Origin of the sequence: Achromobacter aegrifaciens (assembly GCF_902859965.1) — a bacterium.
Classification (GTDB): domain Bacteria; phylum Pseudomonadota; class Gammaproteobacteria; order Burkholderiales; family Burkholderiaceae_B; genus Achromobacter; species Achromobacter aegrifaciens.
In genome coordinates this window covers 24812-45887 of record NZ_CADIKO010000005.1, presented here as the reverse complement: position 1 = coordinate 45887, position 21076 = coordinate 24812, and the positions used below count along the sequence as shown (strand labels likewise).

General features: G+C 68.0%; 22 protein-coding genes. 13 read left to right on the top strand and 9 right to left on the bottom strand.

Annotated elements, in window-relative coordinates; all coding sequences use genetic code 11:
- Window position 1: 1 nt before the first annotated feature.
- Genes HV793_RS27825 through HV793_RS27805 form a run of 5 tightly spaced genes read right to left on the bottom strand, consistent with a single transcriptional unit; the run spans window position 2 to window position 2645 of the window.
- A complete protein-coding gene (locus HV793_RS27825) occupies window positions 2-550 on the bottom strand; it encodes a COG4648 family protein (protein WP_175162726.1) in 549 nt (182 codons plus the stop codon).
- Window positions 547-801 (bottom strand): acyl carrier protein, encoded by a 255-nt coding sequence (locus HV793_RS27820; protein ID WP_013392999.1) that lies wholly within the window; start codon window positions 799-801, stop codon window positions 547-549. The genes HV793_RS27825 and HV793_RS27820 overlap by 4 nt, the downstream gene beginning before the upstream one ends.
- Before the next feature lie 17 nt (window positions 802-818).
- Window positions 819-1079 carry a phosphopantetheine-binding protein gene (locus HV793_RS27815; RefSeq protein ID WP_054458177.1) on the bottom strand — a complete coding sequence of 87 codons (261 nt, stop codon included), beginning with the start codon at window positions 1077-1079 and terminating at the stop codon, window positions 819-821.
- A 4-nt stretch (window positions 1080-1083) separates the two neighbouring features.
- On the bottom strand, window positions 1084-1923 hold the full coding sequence (locus tag HV793_RS27810; protein WP_119451677.1) for a lysophospholipid acyltransferase family protein: 840 nt from the start codon (window positions 1921-1923) through the stop codon (window positions 1084-1086).
- The gene (locus HV793_RS27805; RefSeq protein ID WP_175214283.1) at window positions 1920-2645 is read right to left on the bottom strand and encodes a beta-ketoacyl synthase chain length factor; all 726 of its coding nucleotides are present in this window, start codon (window positions 2643-2645) and stop codon (window positions 1920-1922) included. The genes HV793_RS27810 and HV793_RS27805 overlap by 4 nt, the downstream gene beginning before the upstream one ends.
- A 283-nt stretch (window positions 2646-2928) precedes the next feature.
- On the opposite strand from HV793_RS27805, the gene HV793_RS27800 reads away from it, so the two are divergent.
- From HV793_RS27800 to HV793_RS27770, 7 genes are all read left to right on the top strand, one after another.
- Window positions 2929-3414 carry a 4'-phosphopantetheinyl transferase family protein gene (locus HV793_RS27800; RefSeq protein WP_244300665.1) on the top strand — a complete coding sequence of 162 codons (486 nt, stop codon included), beginning with the start codon at window positions 2929-2931 and terminating at the stop codon, window positions 3412-3414.
- A gap of 88 nt (window positions 3415-3502) precedes the next feature.
- Complete coding sequence (gene hmpA / locus HV793_RS27795; RefSeq protein ID WP_054458173.1) at window positions 3503-4720, top strand: NO-inducible flavohemoprotein; 1218 nt, start codon at window positions 3503-3505, stop codon at window positions 4718-4720.
- A gap of 61 nt (window positions 4721-4781) precedes the next feature.
- Window positions 4782-5219: an Rrf2 family transcriptional regulator gene (locus tag HV793_RS27790; protein WP_054458172.1), complete on the top strand. Its 438-nt coding sequence runs from the start codon at window positions 4782-4784 to the stop codon at window positions 5217-5219.
- 108 nt (window positions 5220-5327) lie between these two features.
- The gene (locus HV793_RS27785; protein ID WP_054458171.1) at window positions 5328-6578 is read left to right on the top strand and encodes a D-amino acid dehydrogenase; all 1251 of its coding nucleotides are present in this window, start codon (window positions 5328-5330) and stop codon (window positions 6576-6578) included.
- Window positions 6579-6732: 154 nt separating this feature from the next.
- Window positions 6733-7635, top strand: a complete 903-nt coding sequence (locus tag HV793_RS27780) for a DMT family transporter (protein WP_054458170.1) — start codon at window positions 6733-6735, stop codon at window positions 7633-7635.
- A 72-nt stretch (window positions 7636-7707) separates the two neighbouring features.
- Complete coding sequence (locus tag HV793_RS27775) at window positions 7708-8667, top strand: proline dehydrogenase family protein (RefSeq protein WP_175214282.1); 960 nt, start codon at window positions 7708-7710, stop codon at window positions 8665-8667.
- A 21-nt stretch (window positions 8668-8688) separates the two neighbouring features.
- Window positions 8689-9522, top strand: a complete 834-nt coding sequence (locus HV793_RS27770) for a helix-turn-helix transcriptional regulator (RefSeq protein ID WP_175214281.1) — start codon at window positions 8689-8691, stop codon at window positions 9520-9522.
- On the opposite strand, the gene HV793_RS27765 is transcribed toward HV793_RS27770, so the two are convergent.
- Window positions 9441-10112: a flavodoxin family protein gene (locus tag HV793_RS27765; RefSeq protein ID WP_175214280.1), complete on the bottom strand. Its 672-nt coding sequence runs from the start codon at window positions 10110-10112 to the stop codon at window positions 9441-9443. The two genes, HV793_RS27770 and HV793_RS27765, sit on opposite strands and share 82 nt — an antisense overlap.
- A 128-nt stretch (window positions 10113-10240) precedes the next feature.
- On the opposite strand from HV793_RS27765, the gene HV793_RS27760 reads away from it, so the two are divergent.
- From HV793_RS27760 to HV793_RS27745, 4 genes are all read left to right on the top strand, one after another.
- A complete protein-coding gene (locus HV793_RS27760) occupies window positions 10241-11131 on the top strand; it encodes a LysR substrate-binding domain-containing protein (RefSeq protein ID WP_054458167.1) in 891 nt (296 codons plus the stop codon).
- A 99-nt stretch (window positions 11132-11230) separates the two neighbouring features.
- Window positions 11231-12136, top strand: coding sequence for a LysR family transcriptional regulator (locus tag HV793_RS27755; RefSeq protein WP_054458166.1), 906 nt, complete (start codon window positions 11231-11233; stop codon window positions 12134-12136).
- A 159-nt stretch (window positions 12137-12295) separates the two neighbouring features.
- Window positions 12296-12934, top strand: coding sequence for a glutathione S-transferase family protein (locus HV793_RS27750; protein ID WP_175214279.1), 639 nt, complete (start codon window positions 12296-12298; stop codon window positions 12932-12934).
- Window positions 12935-12963: 29 nt separating this feature from the next.
- On the top strand, window positions 12964-13935 hold the full coding sequence (locus tag HV793_RS27745; protein WP_175214278.1) for a pyridoxamine 5'-phosphate oxidase family protein: 972 nt from the start codon (window positions 12964-12966) through the stop codon (window positions 13933-13935).
- Between the two features lie 7 nt (window positions 13936-13942).
- Here HV793_RS27745 and HV793_RS27740 read toward each other — a convergent pair whose 3' ends face one another.
- Complete coding sequence (locus HV793_RS27740) at window positions 13943-14398, bottom strand: winged helix-turn-helix transcriptional regulator (protein WP_054458163.1); 456 nt, start codon at window positions 14396-14398, stop codon at window positions 13943-13945.
- Between the two features lie 117 nt (window positions 14399-14515).
- Between HV793_RS27740 and HV793_RS27735 the strand changes: the two genes are divergently transcribed.
- Window positions 14516-15763, top strand: coding sequence for an MFS transporter (locus HV793_RS27735; RefSeq protein ID WP_175162714.1), 1248 nt, complete (start codon window positions 14516-14518; stop codon window positions 15761-15763).
- A gap of 975 nt (window positions 15764-16738) precedes the next feature.
- Here HV793_RS27735 and HV793_RS27730 read toward each other — a convergent pair.
- Window positions 16739-18508, bottom strand: a complete 1770-nt coding sequence (locus HV793_RS27730) for an acyl-CoA dehydrogenase (protein WP_125473105.1) — start codon at window positions 18506-18508, stop codon at window positions 16739-16741.
- Window positions 18509-18545: 37 nt separating this feature from the next.
- Entirely contained in the window at window positions 18546-20201 is a 1656-nt protein-coding gene (locus tag HV793_RS27725) for an acyl-CoA synthetase (protein WP_175214277.1), read from the bottom strand.
- A 162-nt stretch (window positions 20202-20363) separates the two neighbouring features.
- On the opposite strand from HV793_RS27725, the gene HV793_RS27720 reads away from it, so the two are divergent.
- Window positions 20364-21074: a Crp/Fnr family transcriptional regulator gene (locus tag HV793_RS27720; RefSeq protein WP_125473103.1), complete on the top strand. Its 711-nt coding sequence runs from the start codon at window positions 20364-20366 to the stop codon at window positions 21072-21074.
- The last annotated feature ends 2 nt before the right edge of the window (window positions 21075-21076 follow it).

Sequence of the window (21076 nt, the reverse complement as noted above, 5' to 3'; positions counted from 1 at the left end):
GTTACGCCGCCTTGGCGGCGGCGGGGCGCAGCAGCCATTCGCCCGCCAGCAGCAGGCCCATCAGCACATAGCTCACGGCGCCGTTGTAGACGGTCCACCAGCTCCAGGGGCCCCAGGCCGCAAGGGCCGCCGCCACGCTGCCGTTCAGGGCGAAGAAGGCGCACCACACGCGGGTGACATTGCGGGTGTAGCGCACGCCTTCGGGCGGCAGATCAGGGTGGCGCAGCCGGGCCAGTTGCTCGATCACGGGGCGGCCGCGCCGCAGGCTGGCGCCGAAGATAGCCAGCATCATGCCGTTGACCAGCACGGGATACCAGCGCAGCCAGTCTTGCGAATTCGAAACGGCCAGGACCAGGCAGAAGGCCACCGCCACAGCGGGCAGCAGGCGCGCGCCCGGCCGGGCGGCATCCGCGGTCAGGCCGCGCGCCAGCCACAGCAGGGCCAGCGGCAGCGCCAGCCAGGCGGCGCTTACCCGTCCCAGCGCCGCATGGACGGCGAAGGGATAGGCGATGCCGGCCACGGCCAGGGCTGCCGCCACGCCGCGTTTCATGCGGCGGGGTCCTGTTTCTGGCACATGGCCTGCACCACGTCCTCGACCGTGCGCACGGTGCGGAAGTCGTTGGCGTCGAGCTTGCGGCCGGTCTGGCGGCGCACATGGTCGATCAGGTCGATGGCGTCGATGCTGTCGATCTCCAGGTCCGTGTACAGGTTTGCTTCGGGCGTGATGCGTTCAGGTTCGATCTCGAACAGTTCGACCAGCGCGCCGCGCAGCGTGTTGAAGATTTCGTCGCGGGTATGCATCCTGGACTCCGTATCCTTTAGGCGCGGCGTTGCGCGGTGACAAACTCGGCCAGCTTGGCGATGCTGGCGAAATGCTCGCGCATGTTGCGCGTCTCGGGATCGATGGTGATGCCGTACCGCTTTTGCAGCGCGAGGCCCAGCTCCAGGGCGTCCACCGAGTCCAGCCCCAGTCCGTCGCCAAAGAGGTGGGCGTCGCTGTCGATATCGTCGGGCGCGATGTCTTCCAGGCCCAGCGAGTCGATGACGAGGGTCTTGAGTTCAAATTCCAGTTGGTTCATCCGGTCAGGACTCCACTTCCACCGCCCGAGGCGGTTGTTCATTCATGATGGCGCCGGCAGGCGCGGCGGGCGCCAGCTCGGCTTCGAAATAGGCGTGCAGGTAATCGTTCATCTTGCGTCCGGCGATGGGCAGCGGATGGGCGCCGCTCCAGGAGGCGGGATCGATGTCCTCGCCCACGCGGATCACATAGCGCATGCGGCAGGGCGGAATCCGGTACCAGGGCTCGCCCTTGGTCAGGCTGCGGGGATTCATGCTGATGACTACGGGCGTGACCACGCGCGCGCCGCGCAGCGCGATGGCGCAGGCGCCGCGATGAAAGCGCGGCATGGCGTCGCGCGGCGTGCGCGTGCCTTCGGGAAAGACGATCAGGGTTTCGCCCGCGCGCAGCACGTCGGCGGCGCGGTCGAACATGTCGAAGCTTTCGTCGTTGGTGATGTAGCCGGCATTGGCCACCGGGCCGCGGGTGAACGGGTTGGTGGCCAGGCCGTGCTTGACGATGCAGTTGGCGTTCTTGACGTGGCCGACCAGGAACACCACGTCCAGCAGCGAAGGGTGGTTGGCCAGGATCATCTGTCCGGGCTTGCCGAGGCGTTCGGCGCCCTTGAATTCCACGGTCAGGATGCCGGTGCGGACCATGAAGCGGATGAACAGGCGGAAGGTGCCGTTCAGCGCGCCGCGCGCGCGGCGCTGGCGGTCCGCCTTGTCGCCGGGCAGCAAGCGTTGGGGCGGGAACACCAGCACGCGCAGCAGCACGCCGCCCAGCCCGAAAAGGGTAAAGGCCATGCCGGTGGCGAACAGACGCCAGAGCCAGAAGTCCTGCCGGGGAGGCGTGGCGCTAGTCATGCCGTGCGTGTCCAGGTCCATAGTCGGGAGCGGTTGGCGTGGCGCCAGTCGGGCGTGCGCAGCAAGAGGTGGCGCAGCAGGTTCAGGGGATTGGGCCAGGCCTGCGCGCTGTCGGCGGCATCCGGCGCCTGCGGGGCCAGGGCCAAGGTCCAGTCGGCGCCGGGCTGCAGATGCAGGGCGACCGCATAAGCGTAGGGCGCGTCATCCACCCAGGGGGCGTAAGCTGCGGGCGGCCGTTCCTCGGCCAGCACCACGAGCACGTCCTGGTGGCCGGCATCGAACAGCATCGACGCCTCGATGCAGGCGTGCTCCAGGCCGTCGTCTTCCACCGACAAGGCCACGGATTCAGTGGTCTCGCGGCGTATGATCGACCACTGCGCGGCGATGGCGTTGTGGACCGACAGGCCGAAGGCCGTGGGCGACAGGGGTTCGTGCGCCGCCAGCGCTTGCAGCAGGCCGAAGTTGCGGGTGGTTTCGCCATGGCGGGAGGCAAACACCAGCGGCATGGGCGGGCGTCCCTCGGCCAACGGCCACGCGCACTCGAACACCCCGCGAGCCAGCGGGCTCAGGCGGCGGCGTTGCAAGGGAGGCAGGAAGTCCAGGCGGGGCGGATTCTGATTTCCGATCGGGCAGAACGGATGTTCGGCCCATTTCAACCAGTCGCCGGGGCCATCGATTCCTTGCGCCCAACCCTGCCATTGCGCGATCGAAAACGTCAACATAGCGCGCGATTCTACTATGGCGATGTCAGGCCATTTTGATTTAAAACGTTACATAATACACAATATTTCCTTTGTTTCTTACACTTCAGCTTGCTATTTGTTACTTTCTCCCGTGAACGTTCAGGAACTTTTAATCTGGTGGGCGGACAAAGGCGCGGCTGCGGGTTACCGCAGCCAGGAGCTGTCAGCGGAGGACGCCGCGCGCGCACAAGCGCTGCGCAGCCCGAAGGCGCAGCTCGATTGGCGGGTCAGCAGGGCTTTGCTGCAAGAGATCAGGCAGGCCATGCCGCCTGCGACCCTGTCGCTCAGCCACAGCGGCGGCCACGCGGTCTGCGCGTCCGCCCCGGCTGGGTGGCAGTTGGGCGCCGATCTGGAGCGAGTGCGGCCGCGCGAGGTCTTGCGCCTGGCCGAATGGGTATGCGCGCCGGCCGAGCAAGCCACGCTGGCTGGCCTGGAAGGCGCAGCCCAATTGGAACGCTTTTATCTCTTGTGGACGCTGAAGGAAGCCTTCATCAAGGCGGCCGGCCTGGATTTCCCTGCGGACATGGCTTCGGTAGGCCTGGACTTCGGCGGCAAGGCGGAATGGCGCCTGCGTGCGCCGCCGGGGCAGTGGCGCGCCTGTTCATGGCGCCTGGGCGAGGACTGGATTGCGTCCGTGGCGTGGCTCGGACAGGCTGGCGGCGCCACGCGTCCCCAATGGCGCGCGGGGACCGATTGCGTGTTACCGCCGCTTGCCATCCTGGGCGCATGGGCCAGCGGGCCGGATTGAATCGCCCGGGGTTTTTCAGTGGGCATTTAAAGATGTATTATAAATGCATGTTTAATGGCGATTCCGATCGCGCCACAAGGAGCAGTTGATGTTGAGTCCCCAAATCCGCGCCCTGGTCAAGGGCACGGCGCCCGTTCTCAAGACGCACGGCGTCGCGCTGACCAAGCATTTCTATGCCCGCATGTTCAAGCACAACCCCGAGCTCAAGCATGTCTTCAACCAGGGCCACCAGGCTGGCGGCGAGCAGCAGCAGGCGCTGGCCGGCGCGGTCGCGGCTTACGCCGAGCACATCGACGATCCTTCCGTGCTGATGCCCGTGGTGACGCGCATCGTGCACAAGCATGTCAGCCTGGGCATCCGGCCCGAGCACTACCAGATCGTGGGCAAGCATCTGCTGGCCTCCATCAGCGAAGTGCTGGGCGAGGCAGCCACGGAAGAGCTGGTGGCGGCCTGGGCCGCGGCCTACGGCCAACTGGCCGACCTGCTGATCGCCGAAGAGGCGCGCCTGTACGCGGAGTCGGCCGCCAAGCCGGGCGGCTGGACGGGCTGGCGCGCGTTCCGCGTGGTGGGCAAGCAGCGTGAAAGCGCCGAGATCACGTCCTTCTACCTGGCGCCGGCCGATGGCGGCGAAGTGCCTGCCTACCGTCCCGGCCAGTACGTGTCGGTGCGCGTGTTCGTGCCCGAACTGGGCCTGATGCAGCCGCGCCAGTACAGCCTGTCGGACGCGCCGGGCCAGGACCGCCTGCGCATCTCGGTCAAGCGCGAAGCGGCGGGCGCCGATACGCCGGCCGGCCGGGTTTCCAACGCCCTGCATGACCGCCTGGAAGAGGGCGGGGTGCTGGACGTGGCGCCGCCCCAGGGCGACTTCCATCTGCGCGAGGAAGGCAGCGCGCCGGTGGTGCTGCTGAGCGGCGGCGTGGGCCTGACGCCCATGGTCTCCATCCTGAACCATCTGGTGGGGTTGAACGACGAGCGCCAGATCCGTTTCGTGCACGGCTGCCGCAACAACTCGGTCCACGCCATGCGCGATCACGTCAACAGCATCGCCGCCGAACGCGCCAACGTGCGCAAGGCGGTGTTCTACGAGGAGGTCGGCCACGGCGACCAACCTGGCCGCGACTACGACTACGCCGGCCGGGTGGATCTGAACGCCATCCGCGACGAAGTCATCGTGCCTGGCGCGGACTACTACCTGTGTGGCCCGGCCGGCTTCATGCGCGCGCAGCGCGAAGCCTTGACCGGCCTGGGCGTGCCCGCCGACCGCATCCATGCCGAAGCCTTCGGCAGCGGCGGTGCGCCCGCCTGAGCGGTGTATCCTGGCGGCCTGAACTTTCGGGCCGCCAGCGTCCATCCCTTTCGTCCCAGCCATGCAACTGACCCGATTCACCGATTTCGGCCTGCGCGTCCTGATGTACCTGACGCAATGCCGCGACCGGTCCGCCGCCGTCACCATTCCGGAGATCGCCGACCGCTTCAGCGTGTCGCGCAATCATCTGGTGAAGGTGGTGCACTTCATGGCGCAGCAGGGTTGGGTCAGCACCTCGCGGGGCAAGGGCGGCGGCCTGCGGCTGTCGCAGTCCGCCGACCGCTACCGGCTGGGCGACCTGATCCGGCAGCTGGAGCAGCAGGGGCCGCTGATCGACTGCCGCGAACCTCCATGTGCGCTGGACGGCGCATGCCGGCTGTCCGGCGTGCTGGCGCAGACCTTGCAGGCCTTCTACGAGGCGCTCAACGGCTACACCCTGGCCGACCTGGTGCGCGACCCCACGGCCGCCGCCATCATCAAGCTGCATCGCGCCGCCTGAGGCGGGGCATGATGTTTTGTTATGGACCCTGCGGAGTTTGGCATTTGCCGGACGGGCGGGGCGCGTCCCAGAATAGCGTCGTGTCCCTGTCTTTCTGGATCTAAGAGTATGCGGGTTTGCGTAATCGGCGCCGGCGTCGTGGGCGTCACGTCGGCCTATTTCCTGGCGCGCCAGGGCCATGACGTGGTGCTGGTGGACAGCCAGGCGCGTCCGGCCGAGGTCTCCAGCTACGCCAATGGCGGTCAGCTCAGTTATAGCTACGTGGCGCCTTTGGCCGGTCCGGGCGTGCTGCCCAGCGTGCCGGGCTGGCTGCTGCGCGAGGACTCCCCGCTGCGCTTCCGGCCCAGGCTGGATCCCCATCAATGGCGCTGGTGCCTGCAATTTGCGCTGGCGTGCCGGGCCTCGGTGGCCAAGGCTTCCACGGTCCAACTGGCTGGCCTGTCCTATCTGAGCCGGGACGTCATGCACTCGCTGCTGGAGCAGGAAGACCTGGATTTCGGCCATCTGAAGAACGGCAAGCTCATCGCCTACCGCAGTCCGGCCTTGCTGGACAAGGCGCGCGCGCTGGTGGCGTACCAGGCCGACCTCGGCGCTGAACAGCAGGTGCTGGACGCGGCGCAGACCCTGGCGCTGGAACCCGCGCTGGCCGGCATGGGCGCAAGCCTGGCCGGCGCCATCTACACCCCCAGCGAAGAAGCGGGCGACTGCCGCCAGTTCACCGAGGCGCTGTTCGACCGCCTGCAGACCATGGCCAACGTGCAATGCGTCATGTCCAATCCGGTATCGGGCCTGCAGCGCGAAGGCCGCCGCATCGTGGCGGTGAACACGCGCGACGGCGACATCGGCGCTGACGCCATCGTGCTGGCCACCGGTATCGGCACGCGCGCGCTGCTCAAGCCGCTGGGCCATGACGTGCCGCTGTATCCCCTGAAGGGCTACAGCCTGAGCGTGCCGCTGGCCGAGGACGACGATTCGGTGGCGCCGCGCATCAGCGTCACGGACTACGAACGGCGCATCGTCTACGCCCGCGTGGGCGGCGTGCTGCGGATCGCGGCCATGGTCGACATCGGCAGCGCCGATGCCGGCATCGACACGGCGCGCATCGGGCTGCTCAAGCGCCAGGTGCACGAGGCGTTTCCGGCGCTGGACCTGCGCCAGGCGGCGCCTTGGGCGGGGCTGCGTCCGGCCACTCCCACCAGCAAGCCGCTGATCGGACGCAGCCATGCCGCCGACAACCTGTGGCTGAACATCGGGCAGGGCGCGCTGGGCTTCACCCTGGCCTGCGGCAGCGCCGCGCTGTTGACGGCCCAGATGGGCGGGCTGGAGCTGCCGCTGGATCCGGCGCCATTCCGCCCCTGATACGGCGATGTCCATTTTGCGATAGTGCCTGCCTTTTCATCGGCAGACGGACTGGATCGCGCTCAATAGGATAGCGATACTCCACCGCCTGCGTAGCCCCAAGCGGCGCCGCAAGCGGCCGGAGACCATCCCTCATCCTCCGAGCGCAACCACCATGTCCTACCTGTTTCCGTTGTTCGCCATTCTGTTCTGGGCGGGCAACGTCATCGTCTCCAAGATGGCCGCCAGCGCCATCTCGCCCACCGCCATCACCTTCTACCGGCTGGTGCTGGCCCTGTTCCTGATGGGCCTGTTCACGGCCGGCCCGGCCTGGCGCAACCGCAAGACCATCCTGCGCCATTGGCCCAAGCTGGCGCTGTACGGCGCCCTGTCGTCGGCGGTGTTCCAGGCGCTGTCCTATCGCGCCGCCGAAACCACCACGGCGACCAACATGGCCATCCTGACCGCGCTGATTCCCTTGCTGAGCATGCTGCTCAGCGTGGTGATCCTGCGGGATCCGCTGACCCTGGGCATGGCCGCTGGCGGCGCGCTGTCGTTCCTCGGCCTGCTGTACCTGGTGGGCCAGGGCGACATGCTTAGCGTGTTCCAGCACGGCATCCACGTCGGCGACGGCCTGATGCTGCTGGCTGCCTTGTCCTACGCGCTGTACGGAGTGTTGCTGCGCCACTGGAAGGTGCCGCTGCCGGCCTGGCAGTCCACCTTCGTGCAATCGATCTTCGCGCTGCTCTACATGCTGCCGCTGTACCTGCGCGTGCCGGCGGCGCAGGCTGCGCTGGACATGAACACGGTGCCGCTGATCCTGTACGCGGGCATCTTCTCGTCGGTGCTGCTGTCCTTCCTGTGGATCGAAGGCGTGCAGCGGCTGGGGCCCAACCGCTGCAGCATCTTCATCAACCTGCTGCCGCTGTTCACCGCGCTGGCCGCCTTCGTCATGCTGCGCGAGCAACTGCACATGTACCACCTGCTGGGCGGCGCGGTGACACTGGCCGGCGTGCTGCTGGCGCAGACGGTGCAGCGCCCGCTGTTCGGTCGCGCCCGCACGCTGGCGCTGGACTAGGAAGTTTCACTGGCGTTCAAGACGGGCGCGCGCGGTACCGGCACAGTGGCTCTCTTTATAGGGAGAGAGCCCATGAGCATGTTCCAGAGAACGGCGATCGCGCTGGCGCGCAGCCCGGGCGTGGGGCGGGCGATGCGTGCCATGGCGGCCCGCACGTCGCTGGCGGCCCGTTTCGTCGGCGGCGCGGACGTCGACGCCGCGGTCCGCACGGCCGCCAGGCTGCGCGAGGCGCACGGCATCCGCGCCTCGCTCTTCTACCTGGGCGAGTACGTGGACGATCCGGAGGCCATCGAGCACAACGTGGCCCAGACGCTCGGCGCCTGCCGGGCGCTGGAGCACGCAGGGCTGGACGTGCACGTGTCAGTCGATCCCACCGCCATCGGCTATATGCGCGACGACGCGCTGGGCCGGGACAATGCCCGGCGCATCGGCCTGGCGGCGCGCCGGACGGTCGGCCTGGGGCGCGACTGGATGGTGCTGGACATGGAGGATTCCTCCCTCTGCGACCGCACCTGCGCCTTGCATCGCGAACTGCTGCAAGCCGGCCTGCCGGCAGGCCTGACACTGCAGGCGCGGCGGCGCCGCACGCCGCTGGACCTGGCCTGGGCGATCCGTCAGCGCACCTCGCTGCGGCTGGTCAAGGGCGCGTTTCCGGAGCGCGCGCTGGACCACGCCGGCCGCGCGCACATCGACCAGGCCTATCTGGACGCCGCCGCCATCATGCTGTCGCGCGAGGCGCTGGAGTCCGGCTTCCAGCCCGTTTTCGGTACCCATGACGACCGCCTGGCCGGCGCCATCCTGGAGCTGGCGCGGGAGCGCGGCTGGCCGCCAGAAGCCTTCGAGTTCGAAATGCTCTATGGCGTGCGTCCGGACTGGCAGCTCGCGTTGCGCCGTTTGGGCTATAACGTCAGGGTCTATCTGCCCTTCGGCGGCGATTGGTGGCCGTATGCCGTGCGCCGCGTGGGCGAGAATCCCCGCAACGCGTGGCTGTTGGCCCGCACGCTCACATCGGACCAGAGCTACTTCGGCTAGGCGCTACATCCTCACTTGTTCATGGCGGTTTCCCAACATATCTGGCATTGCGGCGCCGGCCTGCCCGGCGATGTTTTGATCGCAGACCTGCGCGGCTACCGCTATGCGCCGCATTTCCACGACGCCTGGTCCATCGGCGCCATCGCGCAGGGCCGTTGCGCCTTCACCGTGCATGGCGTGCCGCAGGCCGCGGGCGAGGGCGATCTGGTGGTGATTGCGCCCGGTCAGGTTCATACGGGGGGCACCTCGGACGCGCCGCTGGGGTACCGCATGGCCTATATCGATCCGGACTGGTTCAGGGATCACGAACTCACGTTGTTTGCGGGCGGGGCCAGCCTGGCTGGTCCCGTGATTCGCGATCCGGCGCTCTGCCAGGCCTGGCTGGACGCGCTCACGCCCGATCCCATCGCCGACGCGCAGCGCCGCGAACGCCTCTCCGCCGCCTTGTTCGGCCTGCTGGCGGCACATGCGCAAGCCCGTACGGCGGCGGCAGACGACGCGTCCGACGTCTGCTCGCTGCTGCGCGCGCGTATGGCCTCGGACCCAGCCTGCGCGCCGGACCTGGAGGCCCTGGCGGTGGCGCAGGACCGCCACCGCACCACGCTGGTCAAGCAGTTCGCCCGGCGCTACGGCTTGCCGCCGTTGGCCTGGCTGCGCAACTGGCGGGTGGCGCGGGCCCGGGCGCTGCTGCGCGACGGCCTGGCGCTGGCCGACGCCGCGCATGCCGTGGGCTTCGCCGACCAGGCCCATCTGACCCGCGTGTTCAAGCAGGTCTACGGCAGCACGCCCGGCGTGCTGCGCAGCGCGGGGGCGGGCTCCCAGACATTGCGGGCGCGCGGCGTTTCCACCCGGTAGTCCGAGTACTTGCGGGTAAAGAACGTGGTGCCCAGTTCGGTCGCCGCCTGCAGCGGCTGGCGCGGGTCCGCCGCGATCTCGCCGCGCAGGTTGCCGGCGCCGTGCACGTAGCCGATGAAATCCGAATGGGTATAGCGCGCGTATTCCTGGATCTGGTGCACGATGCCCAGCGCCGCGCCCGGGTAGGTTTCCTCGGATGCCACCGCCAGGCCCAGGCGCTTGCCGGTCATGCGCTGCTTGACCCGTTCCGGTTCGGGTCCCTGGCCGGCATAGTGGCTGAACGAACGGTCGAAGAACGCCTTGGTCTGCGCCGACATGCCGTACCAGTAGATCGGGGTGCAGATCAGCACGCCGTCGGCCCGCAGGAAGTGTTCCAGGAACAGCTCGGAATAGCGGTCGGTCGGCGGGGGCGAGCGCCGCAAGTCCGGCAAAAAGGCCCCGATGTAGTCGTCCAGGAACAGCAGCGTGGCCTGGGTGCCCGCCGCCTCGGCCCCGCGCAGCGCAGCCGCGCCCAGGGCCGCGCTGTTGCCGTCGCGCCGCGGGCTGCCGACCAGGATCAGCAGGCGCTTGTCGGGATGATCTGAATTCATGTTTGATTCCTCTTGTTGGCATGGACGTTTCCATGTGGTGAGGAAAATTCTGTCCTGGCGGCTGAAAGGCGACAAATGATGAATCCTTGAATATGATGAATTGATTTCATCCATAGGGCCAGGAATCCATGTTTGCCACGCTACCGGTGACCGCGCTGCGCACCTTCGAGGCGGCTGCCAGATTGCTCAGCTTCAAACTGGCCGCGGCCGAACTGGCGGTCACTGCCACGGCCGTGTCCCATCAGGTCAAGGCGCTCGAGCGGCACGTGGGCTACGCGCTTTTTGAACGCGTGCCGCGCGGCGTGCGCCTGACGGAGAAGGGCGCGCGCCTTTTTGCCGGCGTGCACGGCGCCTTGCTCGATGTGGCGCAGACCCTGGACGCCTTGCGCGCCGCGCCGGCCTCGGGCGCGCTGACCCTGTCCACCACACATTCGTTCGCGGCCCTGTGGCTGGTGCCGCGGCTGGGCCGCTTCTACGCGGCGTTTCCTCAATATCAACTGAACCTGAACACCAGCGCCGAAGCGGTGGACCTGTTGCGCGACGCCAGCGTGGACCTGGCCATCCGCTACAGCCGGGCGCGCTGGCCCGGGCTGCACGCCGCCTGCTCGTTGCAGGAATGGTTCGGCGTCTATGGCGCGCCGACGCTGGCCGCCCGTCCGGGCAGGCGCGCGCCGTCGCTGGTGACCGTGCGCTGGCGCGATTCGCAGCTGTACGAGCAGGGCTGGCAGGACTGGTGCGAGGCCGCCGGCCTGCCGTCCTGGCGCAAGCCGGCGGCGCTGCATGCCTACGAGGAAGAGCACTACGCCCTGCAGGCCGCCATTGCCGGCCAGGGACTGGTGCTGGCCAGCTCCGTCATGGTGTCGGACAGCGTGGCGGCGGGTACCCTGGTGGCGTATCGTCCTGAGGTGCGGGTGGCGGGGGCGGCCTACACCGCGCTGTGCGCGCCGGGCCGCGAACGCCACCCGCCGGTCAAGGCTTTCCTGGGGTGGTTGCGCAAGGAGTTCGAGGCTCAAGCATGAGGCCGGGAAGCATGCGGCTCATATCCTCTGTAACTGGATTGACGCGCCCCTGCACGCGCTTCTACTCTCTTCCCGAAAATCAGCGCGGAGGCCGCGAGCGTGAATCGATTCCATGAAATGAGCGTGTTCCTGGCGGTGGCCGAGGCACAGAGTTTCGCCGCGGCCGCGCGCCGGCTGGAGATGTCGGCGCCCACCGTCACGCGTAGCGTGTCGGCGCTGGAGCGGCGGTTGGGCGCGTTGCTGCTGGTGCGCACCACGCGCAGCCTGCGACTGACCGAGGCCGGCCAGCGCTATGCCGACGACTGCCGCCGCATCCTCGACGAAGTCGAACAGGCCGACGATGCCGTGGCTGGCGCGATGGCCGCGCCGCGGGGCGCGCTCAGCATCACGGCGCCGGCGTTCTTCGGCGAATTGCACGTGATGCCGGCCGTGCTGGCTTATCTGCGCGCGCATCGCGAAGTCTCCGTGCGCACGCTGCTGGTGGACCGCGTGGTGAACCTGCTGGACGAACGCGTGGACGTGGCGGTGCGCATCGGCGCCTTGCCGGATTCGACGCTGACGGCGGTGCCGGTGGGGCAGGTACGCCGCGTGGTCTGCGCCGCGCCCGCCTTCCTGCGCGAACACGGCGTGCCGCAGGATCTGGAGTCCCTGCCGCGCTTTTGCACGGTCACTGCCGCCATGGAGGGCCGCACGCCGCAATGGCGCTTCCAGCAGGACGGCCAGCCCCGCAGCCTGCGCGTCGATTCGCAGCTGACGGTCACGTCCTTCCAGGCCGCGGTGCTCGCGGCCTGCGAGGGTTGGGGGCTGACGCAGGTGGTTTCCTACCAGGTGGCGCGGCACCTGGCCAGCGGCGCCCTGGAGGTGGTGCTGCGCGACTTCGAACTGCCGCCGCTGCCGGTCCACCTGGTGTACCCCGAAGGCCGCAAGAGTTCGGCCAAGGTGCGCAGCTTCGTGGAGTTCTGCGTCGAGGCCTTGCGGCGCGACCTGGCGACGCTGCCGGCGTAGCGACCCGTTCCTCGGACGCGCCCGCACGCAGGCATTGAAGGGACGGGGCGGCCGTCCTCTTTCTTTCATCCGCTGCAAGAGTGTCTTGCCGGCGCTGGCCGTTCACGCGAGCCCGGCGCCGGCCCAAGATGGAGTCTGAATCCGACTTGGAGCCCGCTCATGCAAACCGCCCATACCCCTACGCTGACCTTCTACAGTTTTCCCTTGTCCGGCCACGCCCATCGCGTCGCCCTGATGCTGTCCCTGCTGGATGTGCCCCACCGCAAGGTCGATGTGGACCTGCGCGGCGGCGAGCAGAAGCGCCCGCCGTTCCTGGCTTTGAACGCCTTCGGCCAGGTGCCGGTCATCGACGATGACGGGGTGGTGGTCGCGGATTCGACCGCCATCCTGGTCTACCTGGCCAAGCGTTACGGCGGCCAGGCCTGGCTGCCGGAAGACCCGGCCGGGGCGGCGGCGGTACAGCGCTGGCTGTCGGCGGCGTCCGGCCCGCTGGCGATCGGCCCGGCGGCTGCGCGCCTGGTGACCCTGTTCGGCGCGGCCTATGACGTGGACAGCACGCTGGCCCGCGCCCATGCCTTGCTCAAGGTCATGGACGGCGAACTGGCCGCACGCGATTTCCTCGCGGGCACGACGCCGACCATTGCGGACGTGGCCTGCTACGCCTATGTGGCGCATGCCCCCGAAGGCAATGTGTCGCTGGAGGCCTATCCGCACGTCCGCGCCTGGCTGGGCCGCATCGAAAGCCTGCCGCGTTTCGTGCCCATGGCCTCGTCGCCGGTGGGCCTGCTGGCCGCCTGAGGACAGGCGCCGCCCTCAAGGAGTACGCCATGGCCATCGCAGAACCTGCCGCCCTCCCGCCGTCGCCCTGGCACGCGGGCGAACGCCTGTTGCAACACCACGTCGGGATCGCCGAGCGCATGGCGGTGACCGGACCCAAAGTCATCCGCGACTACATGCCGGACCAGCACCGCCTGTTTTTCGAGCAGCTGCCGTTTCTGGTTGCCGGCGCGGTGGACGGGCAGGGCGATCCCTGGGCCGGCGTGCTGGAAGGCCTGCCCGGCTTCGTGTCCTCGCCCGATCCACGCAGCCTGCGCGTGTCCGCCGTGCCGGATGCCGACGATCCGCTGCTGGCCGGCCTGGGGATGGACCAGCAGGTGGGCCTGCTGGGAATCGAGCTGCACACGCGCCGACGCAACCGCGCCAACGGCCGCATCGCCGCCTGGGACGGCAAGCGCTTCGAGGTGGCGGTGACGCAGTCCTTCGGCAATTGCCCGCAATACATCCAGGCGCGGGAATTCCAGTTTTCGCGTTCGCCGGCGCTGCGCTTTCCGGGCGCGCCGAATGAGCGCACCGCGCTGGACGCCGCGGCGCGGGCGCTGATCGCCCGGTCCGACACGTTCTTCGTGGCGACCTACGCGGACGAGGGCGGCCGCAAGGTCGACGTCTCGCACCGCGGCGGCAAGCCGGGCTTCGTGCGGGTGGACGGCGACGTGCTGACCATTCCGGACTTTTCCGGGAACCGCTTTTTCAACACCCTGGGCAACATGGTGCTCAACCCGCGCGCCGGACTGCTGTTCATCGACTTCGAGCGCGGCGACGTGCTGCAGTTGACGGGCGCTGCTGAAGTCATCCTGGACAGCCCTGAGATCGCGCAGTTCGAGGGCGCCGAACGGCTGTGGCGGGTGCAAGTGCGGCGCGTGGTGCGCCGGCCCGGCGCGCTGGCCTTGCGCTGGCGCTTCGACTCGTACTCGCCCACCGCGCTGGCGACCGGGCAATGGCCGGCCGCGGGGGCTGCATAGCCCCGACCTAGCCCGGGAGGGCGGTCTTCTGCACCACGGCATCGTCCGGCCCGAGCAGGCGGCCGTCCTGCGCGCGGATTTCCAGCTTGCGCACGGGCTGGCCGCGCTTGCGGTCGATCAGCGTGGAATGGGGTTCGGCCGCGCCGTAGTAGTGGTCTTCGCCCCATTGGCGCAAGCCCACGATTACTGGAAAGAGCGCCCGGCCTTTGTCGGTCAGCACGTATTCCTGGTAGGCGCTGCCGTCCGAGGCCGGCGCCACTTCGAGGATGCCGTGCGCCACCAGCGTGCGCAGCCGGTCGCTGAGGATGTTCTTGGCCACGCCCAGGCTTTTCTGCAATTCGCCAAACCGCCGCAATCCATCGAAGGCGTCGCGCACGATCAATAGCGACCACCAGTCGCCGATCGCGTCCAGGGAGCGTGCCACCGGGCAGGCGGCGCCTTCGAGACTAGTGCGTTTGACCATGTCGGATCCTTGCTGAGGGAAAGGCGGTGATGGCTGGCGTATCGAAATTTCGGTTGCATTATAAAACCTCGAAAACTATTATTATGGTTTTATAACGCAACCAGAGTGGGGCAAGAGATGTCAGCCCGACCAGAACCCGCCGATTCCGCACCCCCAAGTCCGATGCCCAGGTCCCTGGTGATGCTGCTGGCGGTGGCCTGCGCCCTGAGCGTGGCCAACGTGTATTACGCCCAGCCTTTGCTGGACGCCATCGGCCGAGAGTTCGGCATCGCCGAAGGCGCGGTAGGCATCGTGGTCACGGCCACCCAACTGGGCTGCGCGCTGGCGCTTCTGTTCGTGGTGCCGCTGGGCGACCTGCTGGACCGCCGGCGCCTGATGCTGGGGCAGCTGGCGCTGCTGGTCCTGTCTTTGGCGGCCGTGGCGCTGTCGGCCGGCACGCCCTGGCTGTTGATGGGCATGGTGGCGCTGGGCTTGCTGGGAACGGCCATGACACAGGGCCTGCTGGCCTTGTCCGCGGCGCTGGCCGCGCCGGGCGAGCGCGGCCGGGTGGTCGGCGCCGCGCAAGGCGGGGTGGTGATCGGCCTGCTGTTGGCGCGCACGCTGGCCGGGGCCGTGGCGGACCTGTGGGGCTGGCGCGCGGTCTACGTCGTGTCCGCTGCGCTGGCCGCCGTGCTGGCGGTGGTGCTGGCGCGGCGTTTGCCGCAACGCCGGCTGCCCGCGGTGGACATGGGTTACTGGGCCTTGCTGCGCTCGCTCTACGGCCTGTTGGCTACCGAGCGCGTGCTGCGCGTGCGCGGCATGATCGCGCTGCTGATGTTCGCCGCCTTCAGCGCCTTCTGGACCGCGCTGGTGCTGCCCCTGAGCGCGCCACCGCATTCGCTGACGCACAGCGCGGTGGGCGCGTTCGGGCTGGTGGGCGTGGCGGGCGTGCTGATGGCGGCGCGGGCAGGGCGGCTGGCCGATAGCGGGCAAGGCGAGCGGACCACGGCCGTGGGCCTGGCGTTGCTCTGCCTGGCCTGGGTGCCGATTGCCTTTCTGGATCAGAGTCTGTGGTTGCTGGCGTTGGGTGTGCTGGTCCTGGATATCGCCTTGCAAGCGCTGCACGTGACGAATCAGACCATGATCTTCAGCGTGAATCCGCAGGCGCATAGTCGATTGGTCGGTGGCTACATGATGTTCTACGCGGTGGGGAGCGGGTTGGGGTCTATCGCTTCGACGGCGGTTTATGCGCAGGCGGGGTGGCTTGGGGTGTGCTTGCTGGGGGCGGGTATCAGTGTTGTGGCGCTGGCGTTCTGGGCGGTGACGTTGCCGCGTGGTGAGCGTTTGGCCGTTGGTTCTCAGGATGCTCGTCGTGGGGTTCTTTAGACGCCAGTCGCGTCGTGGGCTCGCGATGCGCGGGGCTGCGATTGCGGTCCGGAGCCTTCGCTCCGGACTTCCCCTTCGTCATCTTCGTCCTCGCCTTCGGCGACGCCTTCAGATTCCCTCGGGCTTATCGACGCCCCGCGCATCGCGAGCCCACGCCGCGACTGGCTCGGCTGCTTGAATCTTCACGGGCGCTGGGGCGGGCGGTGTGCTTGGCGTTCTGGCCACGGTCGGTGGGGGGGTGGTGTGTTTTGCGGGGCCCGCCCCAGGCCGGCCGCGCGGGCGGCCTCTTGGGGCTTACGCTGTATCTTGCGTCGCGCGATGGCGCTGCGCGCGGGTGACGGGGGCGTCCTCGTGATGACGCGTGCGGTTGGCGAGAACCAGGTTTGAATATGGTGGGTGCTGTGTTCGGGTTGATGGCGAAGCGCACGGGTCGGCCAGCAATCGTCATTTCAACGCAGGTGCCGGATGGGTGGCGCGCGTCCAGGTCTGCATGCGCAAGCGGCCATTCGCCGCGCGCCACCCATCACCGCCCACTCCCCCGTGTGCTGGGGATCAATAGCAAATCAGTCACCGCATCCGCGCAAGCGAACACAATCGAAATTCAAGAAATCACGTATGTCATTCTCGGCCGCCCGCGCGGCCGAGAATGACGGGCAACACAAGCATCGTCCCTGCCCACGGCTCTAGCAGCGCCCCAATCCAAGATTCAAGTAGCTCGTCGGCGCGGGCGCCTGAGTGGCGGGCAACCTCGATGCGCCCGAGGGAATCTGAAGGAACCGCCGCAGGCGGTGACGAAGATGACGAAGGGGCAGTCCGGAGCGAACGCTCCGGACCGCAATCGTGGGCGCCCGCCACTCAGGCGCCCGCGCCGACGAGCGGCCTACGGAGCACTGGGACGCGACTCCGAAGCCAATCGCCAATGAGACCTCAGACGAGACCCTCATGTATCAAGGGCCCGTAACGCACCACAAACAGCTACGGCTGCACCTCATACTCTCCAGATCCCAGCACCACCGCCGCCATCCCAGGCGCCTGGCTCAGCTTATGCAGCGCATAGCACTGCGCAGTCGCGATCTTTGCATCGTGGAAAACAGGATCTTCCTCGCGCAGATCCAGGCTCGCCAGCAGCGCCCGAGCCATCTGCCAGCCGGCAAACGTGGTGCCCGCCAGCAGCAGATACGGCACGGCGGCCGCGAACACCGCGTTGGGACGGCTGGCGGCGTTGGCCAGCACGAAGTCGATGGCGTCGGCCAGCGCCGCGCGGGCCTGGCGCAGCGGCGTCAACATCAGGCGGGCAGCGGATTCGCTGCGGGCTTCCAGCGCCGCTTCGGTCTTGCCGACTTCCGCCAGCAGGGCGCGGGCGACTGCGCCGCCGTCGCGCAGGGTCTTGCGGCCCACCAGGTCGTTGGCCTGGATCGCCGTGGTGCCTTCGTAGATCGTGAGGATGCGCGCGTCGCGGTAGTACTGCGCCGCGCCGGTTTCCTCGATGAAGCCCATGCCGCCGTGCACCTGCACGCCCAGGCTGGCCACGTCGATGGACATCTCGGTGCACCAGCCCTTGACGATCGGCACCAGGTATTCCTGCACCGCCAGATGGCGCTTGCGGGCTTCGGCGTCCGGGCTGGCGTGCGCCAGATCGGCGTGGCCCGCGGTGTAGTAGGCCAGCGCGCGGCCGGCCTCGGTCAGGGCGCGCATCGTGCCCAGCATGCGCCGCACGTCGGGGTGCTGGATGATGGCCACCGCGTCCTTGGACGAACCGTCCACCGGGCGGCTCTGCACGCGCTCGGCGGCATAAGCCAGCGCGTGCTGGTGGGCGCGGTCGGCGACGGCCACGCCCTGCACGCCTACCGCGTAGCGCGCGGCATTCATCATGATGAACATGGCGTCCAGGCCGCGGTTTTCCTGGCCCACCAGATAGCCCAGCGCGCCGCCCGCGTCGCCGAATTGCAGCGTGCAGGTGGGGCTGGCCTTGATGCCCAGCTTGTGTTCGATCGACACGCAATGGACATCGTTGCGCGCGCCCAGCGTGCCGTCTTCGTTGACCAGGAACTTGGGCACCAGGAACAGCGAAATGCCTTTGACGCCTTCTGGTGCGTCGGGCAGGCGCGCCAGCACCAGGTGCAGGATGTTCTCGGCCAGATCGTGTTCGCCGTAGGTGATGAAGATCTTGGTGCCCGAGATGCGGTAGGTGCCGTCGCCCACGGGTTGCGCGCGTGACCGCACCATGGCCAGGTCCGAGCCTGCCTGTGGTTCGGTCAGGTTCATGGTGCCGGTCCAGCGTCCGGAAATCATGGGCTCGATGAAGCGCTGCTTCAGTTCAGGCGAACCCGCCGTCAGCAGCGCCTCGATCGCGCCATTGGTCAGCAGCGGGCACAACGCGAACGACAGGTTGGCGGCGTTCAGCATTTCCGAGCAGGGCGAACCGATCAGGCCGGGCAGGCCCTGGCCGCCGTATTCCACCGGATGCGTCATGCCTTGCCAGCCGGCCTCCGCGTACATGTCGAAGGCTTGCTTGAAGCCAGGCGAAGTGGTGACGGCGCCGTCGCGCCAGGAGCTGGGCTCGCGGTCGGCTGCATGGTTCAGCGGCGCCAGCACGTCGCCGGCATAGCGTGCGGATTCCTCCAGCACGGCCTGGGTGGTGTCGGGCGTGGCTTCCTCGAAGCCGGGTAGCGCGGCGACTTGCGGCAGGCCCGCAAGGTGGTTCAACACGAACAGCATGTCTTTCACGGGGGCTTGGTACGTCATGGCGTCGGAGCTCCTGGATGGGATGGGAACGTGGGATTCAGCCGGCCTTGCCGGGGCCGGCCACGTCGATGGCCTTGGTCGCGCCGACGGCGGCGCGCAATTCGAATTTCTGGATCTTGCCGGTGGAAGTCTTGGGCAGTTCGCCGAAGCGCACCGCGCGCGGCACCTTGAAGCCGGGCAGCAGCAGCTTGCAGTGCGCGATGATCTCTTCGGCGGTGGCGCTGCAGCCGGGTTTGAGTTCGACGAAGGCGCAAGGGGTTTCGCCCCACTTGGGATCGGGCATCGCCACCACGGCCACCGCCGCCACCGCGGGATGGCGGTAGAGCGCGTCTTCCACTTCGATGCTGGAGATGTTCTCGCCGCCGGAAATGATGATGTCCTTGCTGCGGTCCTTGATGCGGACGTAGCCGTCGGCCGTCATCACGCCCAGGTCGCCGGTGCGGAACCAGCCGCCGGCAAAGGCCTGGTCGGTGGCGCGTTCGTTCTTCAGGTAGCCCTTCATGCAGATGTTGCCGCGGAACATGACTTCGCCCACGGTCTGCTCGTCGGCCGGCACCTCTTCCATGGTGTCGGGATCGCGCACGGATACGCCCGCCTGCAGGTGGTAGCGCACGCCCTGGCGCGCATTGCGCAGCGCGCGCTCTTCCTCGTCCAGCGCGTCCCAGGCTTCCTGGCGGGCGCACACGGCTGCGGGTCCATAGACTTCGGTCAGACCGTACACATGGGTCAATTCGAAACCGATGTCGCGCATCTTGGCGATGATGGCGGGCGCGGGCGCGGCGCCCGCCACCATGGTGCGCACCGTGTGGTCGATGCCGGCGCGCAGTTCGGCCGGCGCGTTGGCCAGCGCGCTCTGCACGATGGGCGCGCCGCAATAATGGGTGACGCCTTCATTGCGGATCAGGTCGAACACGGTCTGCGGATCGAACTTGCGCAGGCACACGTTGACGCCGGCGCGCGCGGCGACCGTCCAGGCAAAGCACCAGCCGTTGCAGTGGAACAGCGGCAGGGTCCACAGATAGACCGGATGCTTGGGCATGTCCCATTCGAGGATGTTGCTGATGGCGTTCAGGTAGGCGCCGCGGTAGTGGTAGACCACGCCCTTGGGATCGCCGGTGGTGCCGGACGTGTAATTCAGTGCGATGGCGTCCCATTCGTCCGCGGGGGGCTTCCAGTCGTAGCGGGCTGGGGCGCCGGCCAGGAAGGCTTCGTAATCGACCGCGCCGGGCAGCTCCGCCGGGGCGGTTTCCAGGTCGTGCACCGAAATGAGCTTCAGGTGCGGGAATTCGGCCCGGGCGCGCTGGGCGAGTTCGGCGTACTCCGTGTCCACGATCAGCGCTTGCGCTTCGCCGTGGCCCAGCATGAACAGCACGCTGGGGGTGTCCAGGCGGGTATTCAGGGTATTGAGCACCGCGCCCAGCATGGGCACGCCGAAATGGGCTTCGACCATGGCGGGAATGTTGGGCAGCATCACGGCCACGGTGTCGCCGCGCTTGATGCCGGCTTGTGCCAGCGCGCCGGCCAGGCGCTGCGCGCGTTCGTAGGTCTGGGCCCAGTTGCGCCGCACCTCGCCGTGGACGATGGCCAGCCGCTGGCCATAGACCTGGGCTGCGCGCGCGATGAAATCCACCGGGGTCAGGGCTTCGTAGTTGGCGTCGCGGCGCTCAAGGCCGCGGTCGAACATACCGCTCATGCTTGTCTCCAGTTGGGACGCGCAGGCGTCCCTTATCCGTGCGCGGGGAGTTTGATCCCCGTCGCTTGCCCTAGCTTACGGGGCCGCCGAAAATGCTGTCTGTCACCTGCATGACAGACGGCCGGCCGACCTGGCTTCCCCAAGTTTTACACAGTTATTCCCATGTCCGACGTTTCAAACATCGTTTCCGCCGAGGAACTGGCCGGCCTGTTCGGATCCTGTGCCTGGTTTACCGCGCTGGAGGCCCGCCACCAGGATCTGGTGCTGGCGACCGCGCGCGCCGAACACGTGCCCAACGGCGCCTGGATCGCGCGGCGCAATGCGCCGTCGGACTATTGGCTGGGCGTGCACACGGGTCTGTTGAAGCTGGCCATCTACAACGAATCGGGCCGCAGCTGCACCTTTTCGGGCGTGCCGCCGGGCGGCTGGTTCGGCGAGGGCAGCGTCATCAAGCGCGAACTGCGCAAGTACGACGTGGTGGCGATCCAGCCGTCGCTGGTGTTGCTGGTGCCTACGGCCACCTTCCATGCGCTGTTGTCGGCCAGCCTGCCTTTTTCGCATTTCGTCATCGGCCAGTTGAACAACCGCATGGGCGAGTTCATCGCTTCCATCCAGAACCACCGTTTGCTGGATGCGGACGCGCGCGTGGCGCAGTCGCTGGCGCAGCTGTTCAATCCGCAGCTGTATCCTTCCACCGATCTGACGCTGGCGATCTCGCAGGAAGAACTAGGCTATCTGACGGGCCTGTCGCGCCAGCGGGTCAACCAGGCGCTGCAGGCGCTGGCCGACCAGGGCATCCTGGCGCTGGCCTACAACCAGATCAAGGTGCTGGACCTGGAGCGCTTGCGCCAATACGGCCTGGACCAGATCTGAGG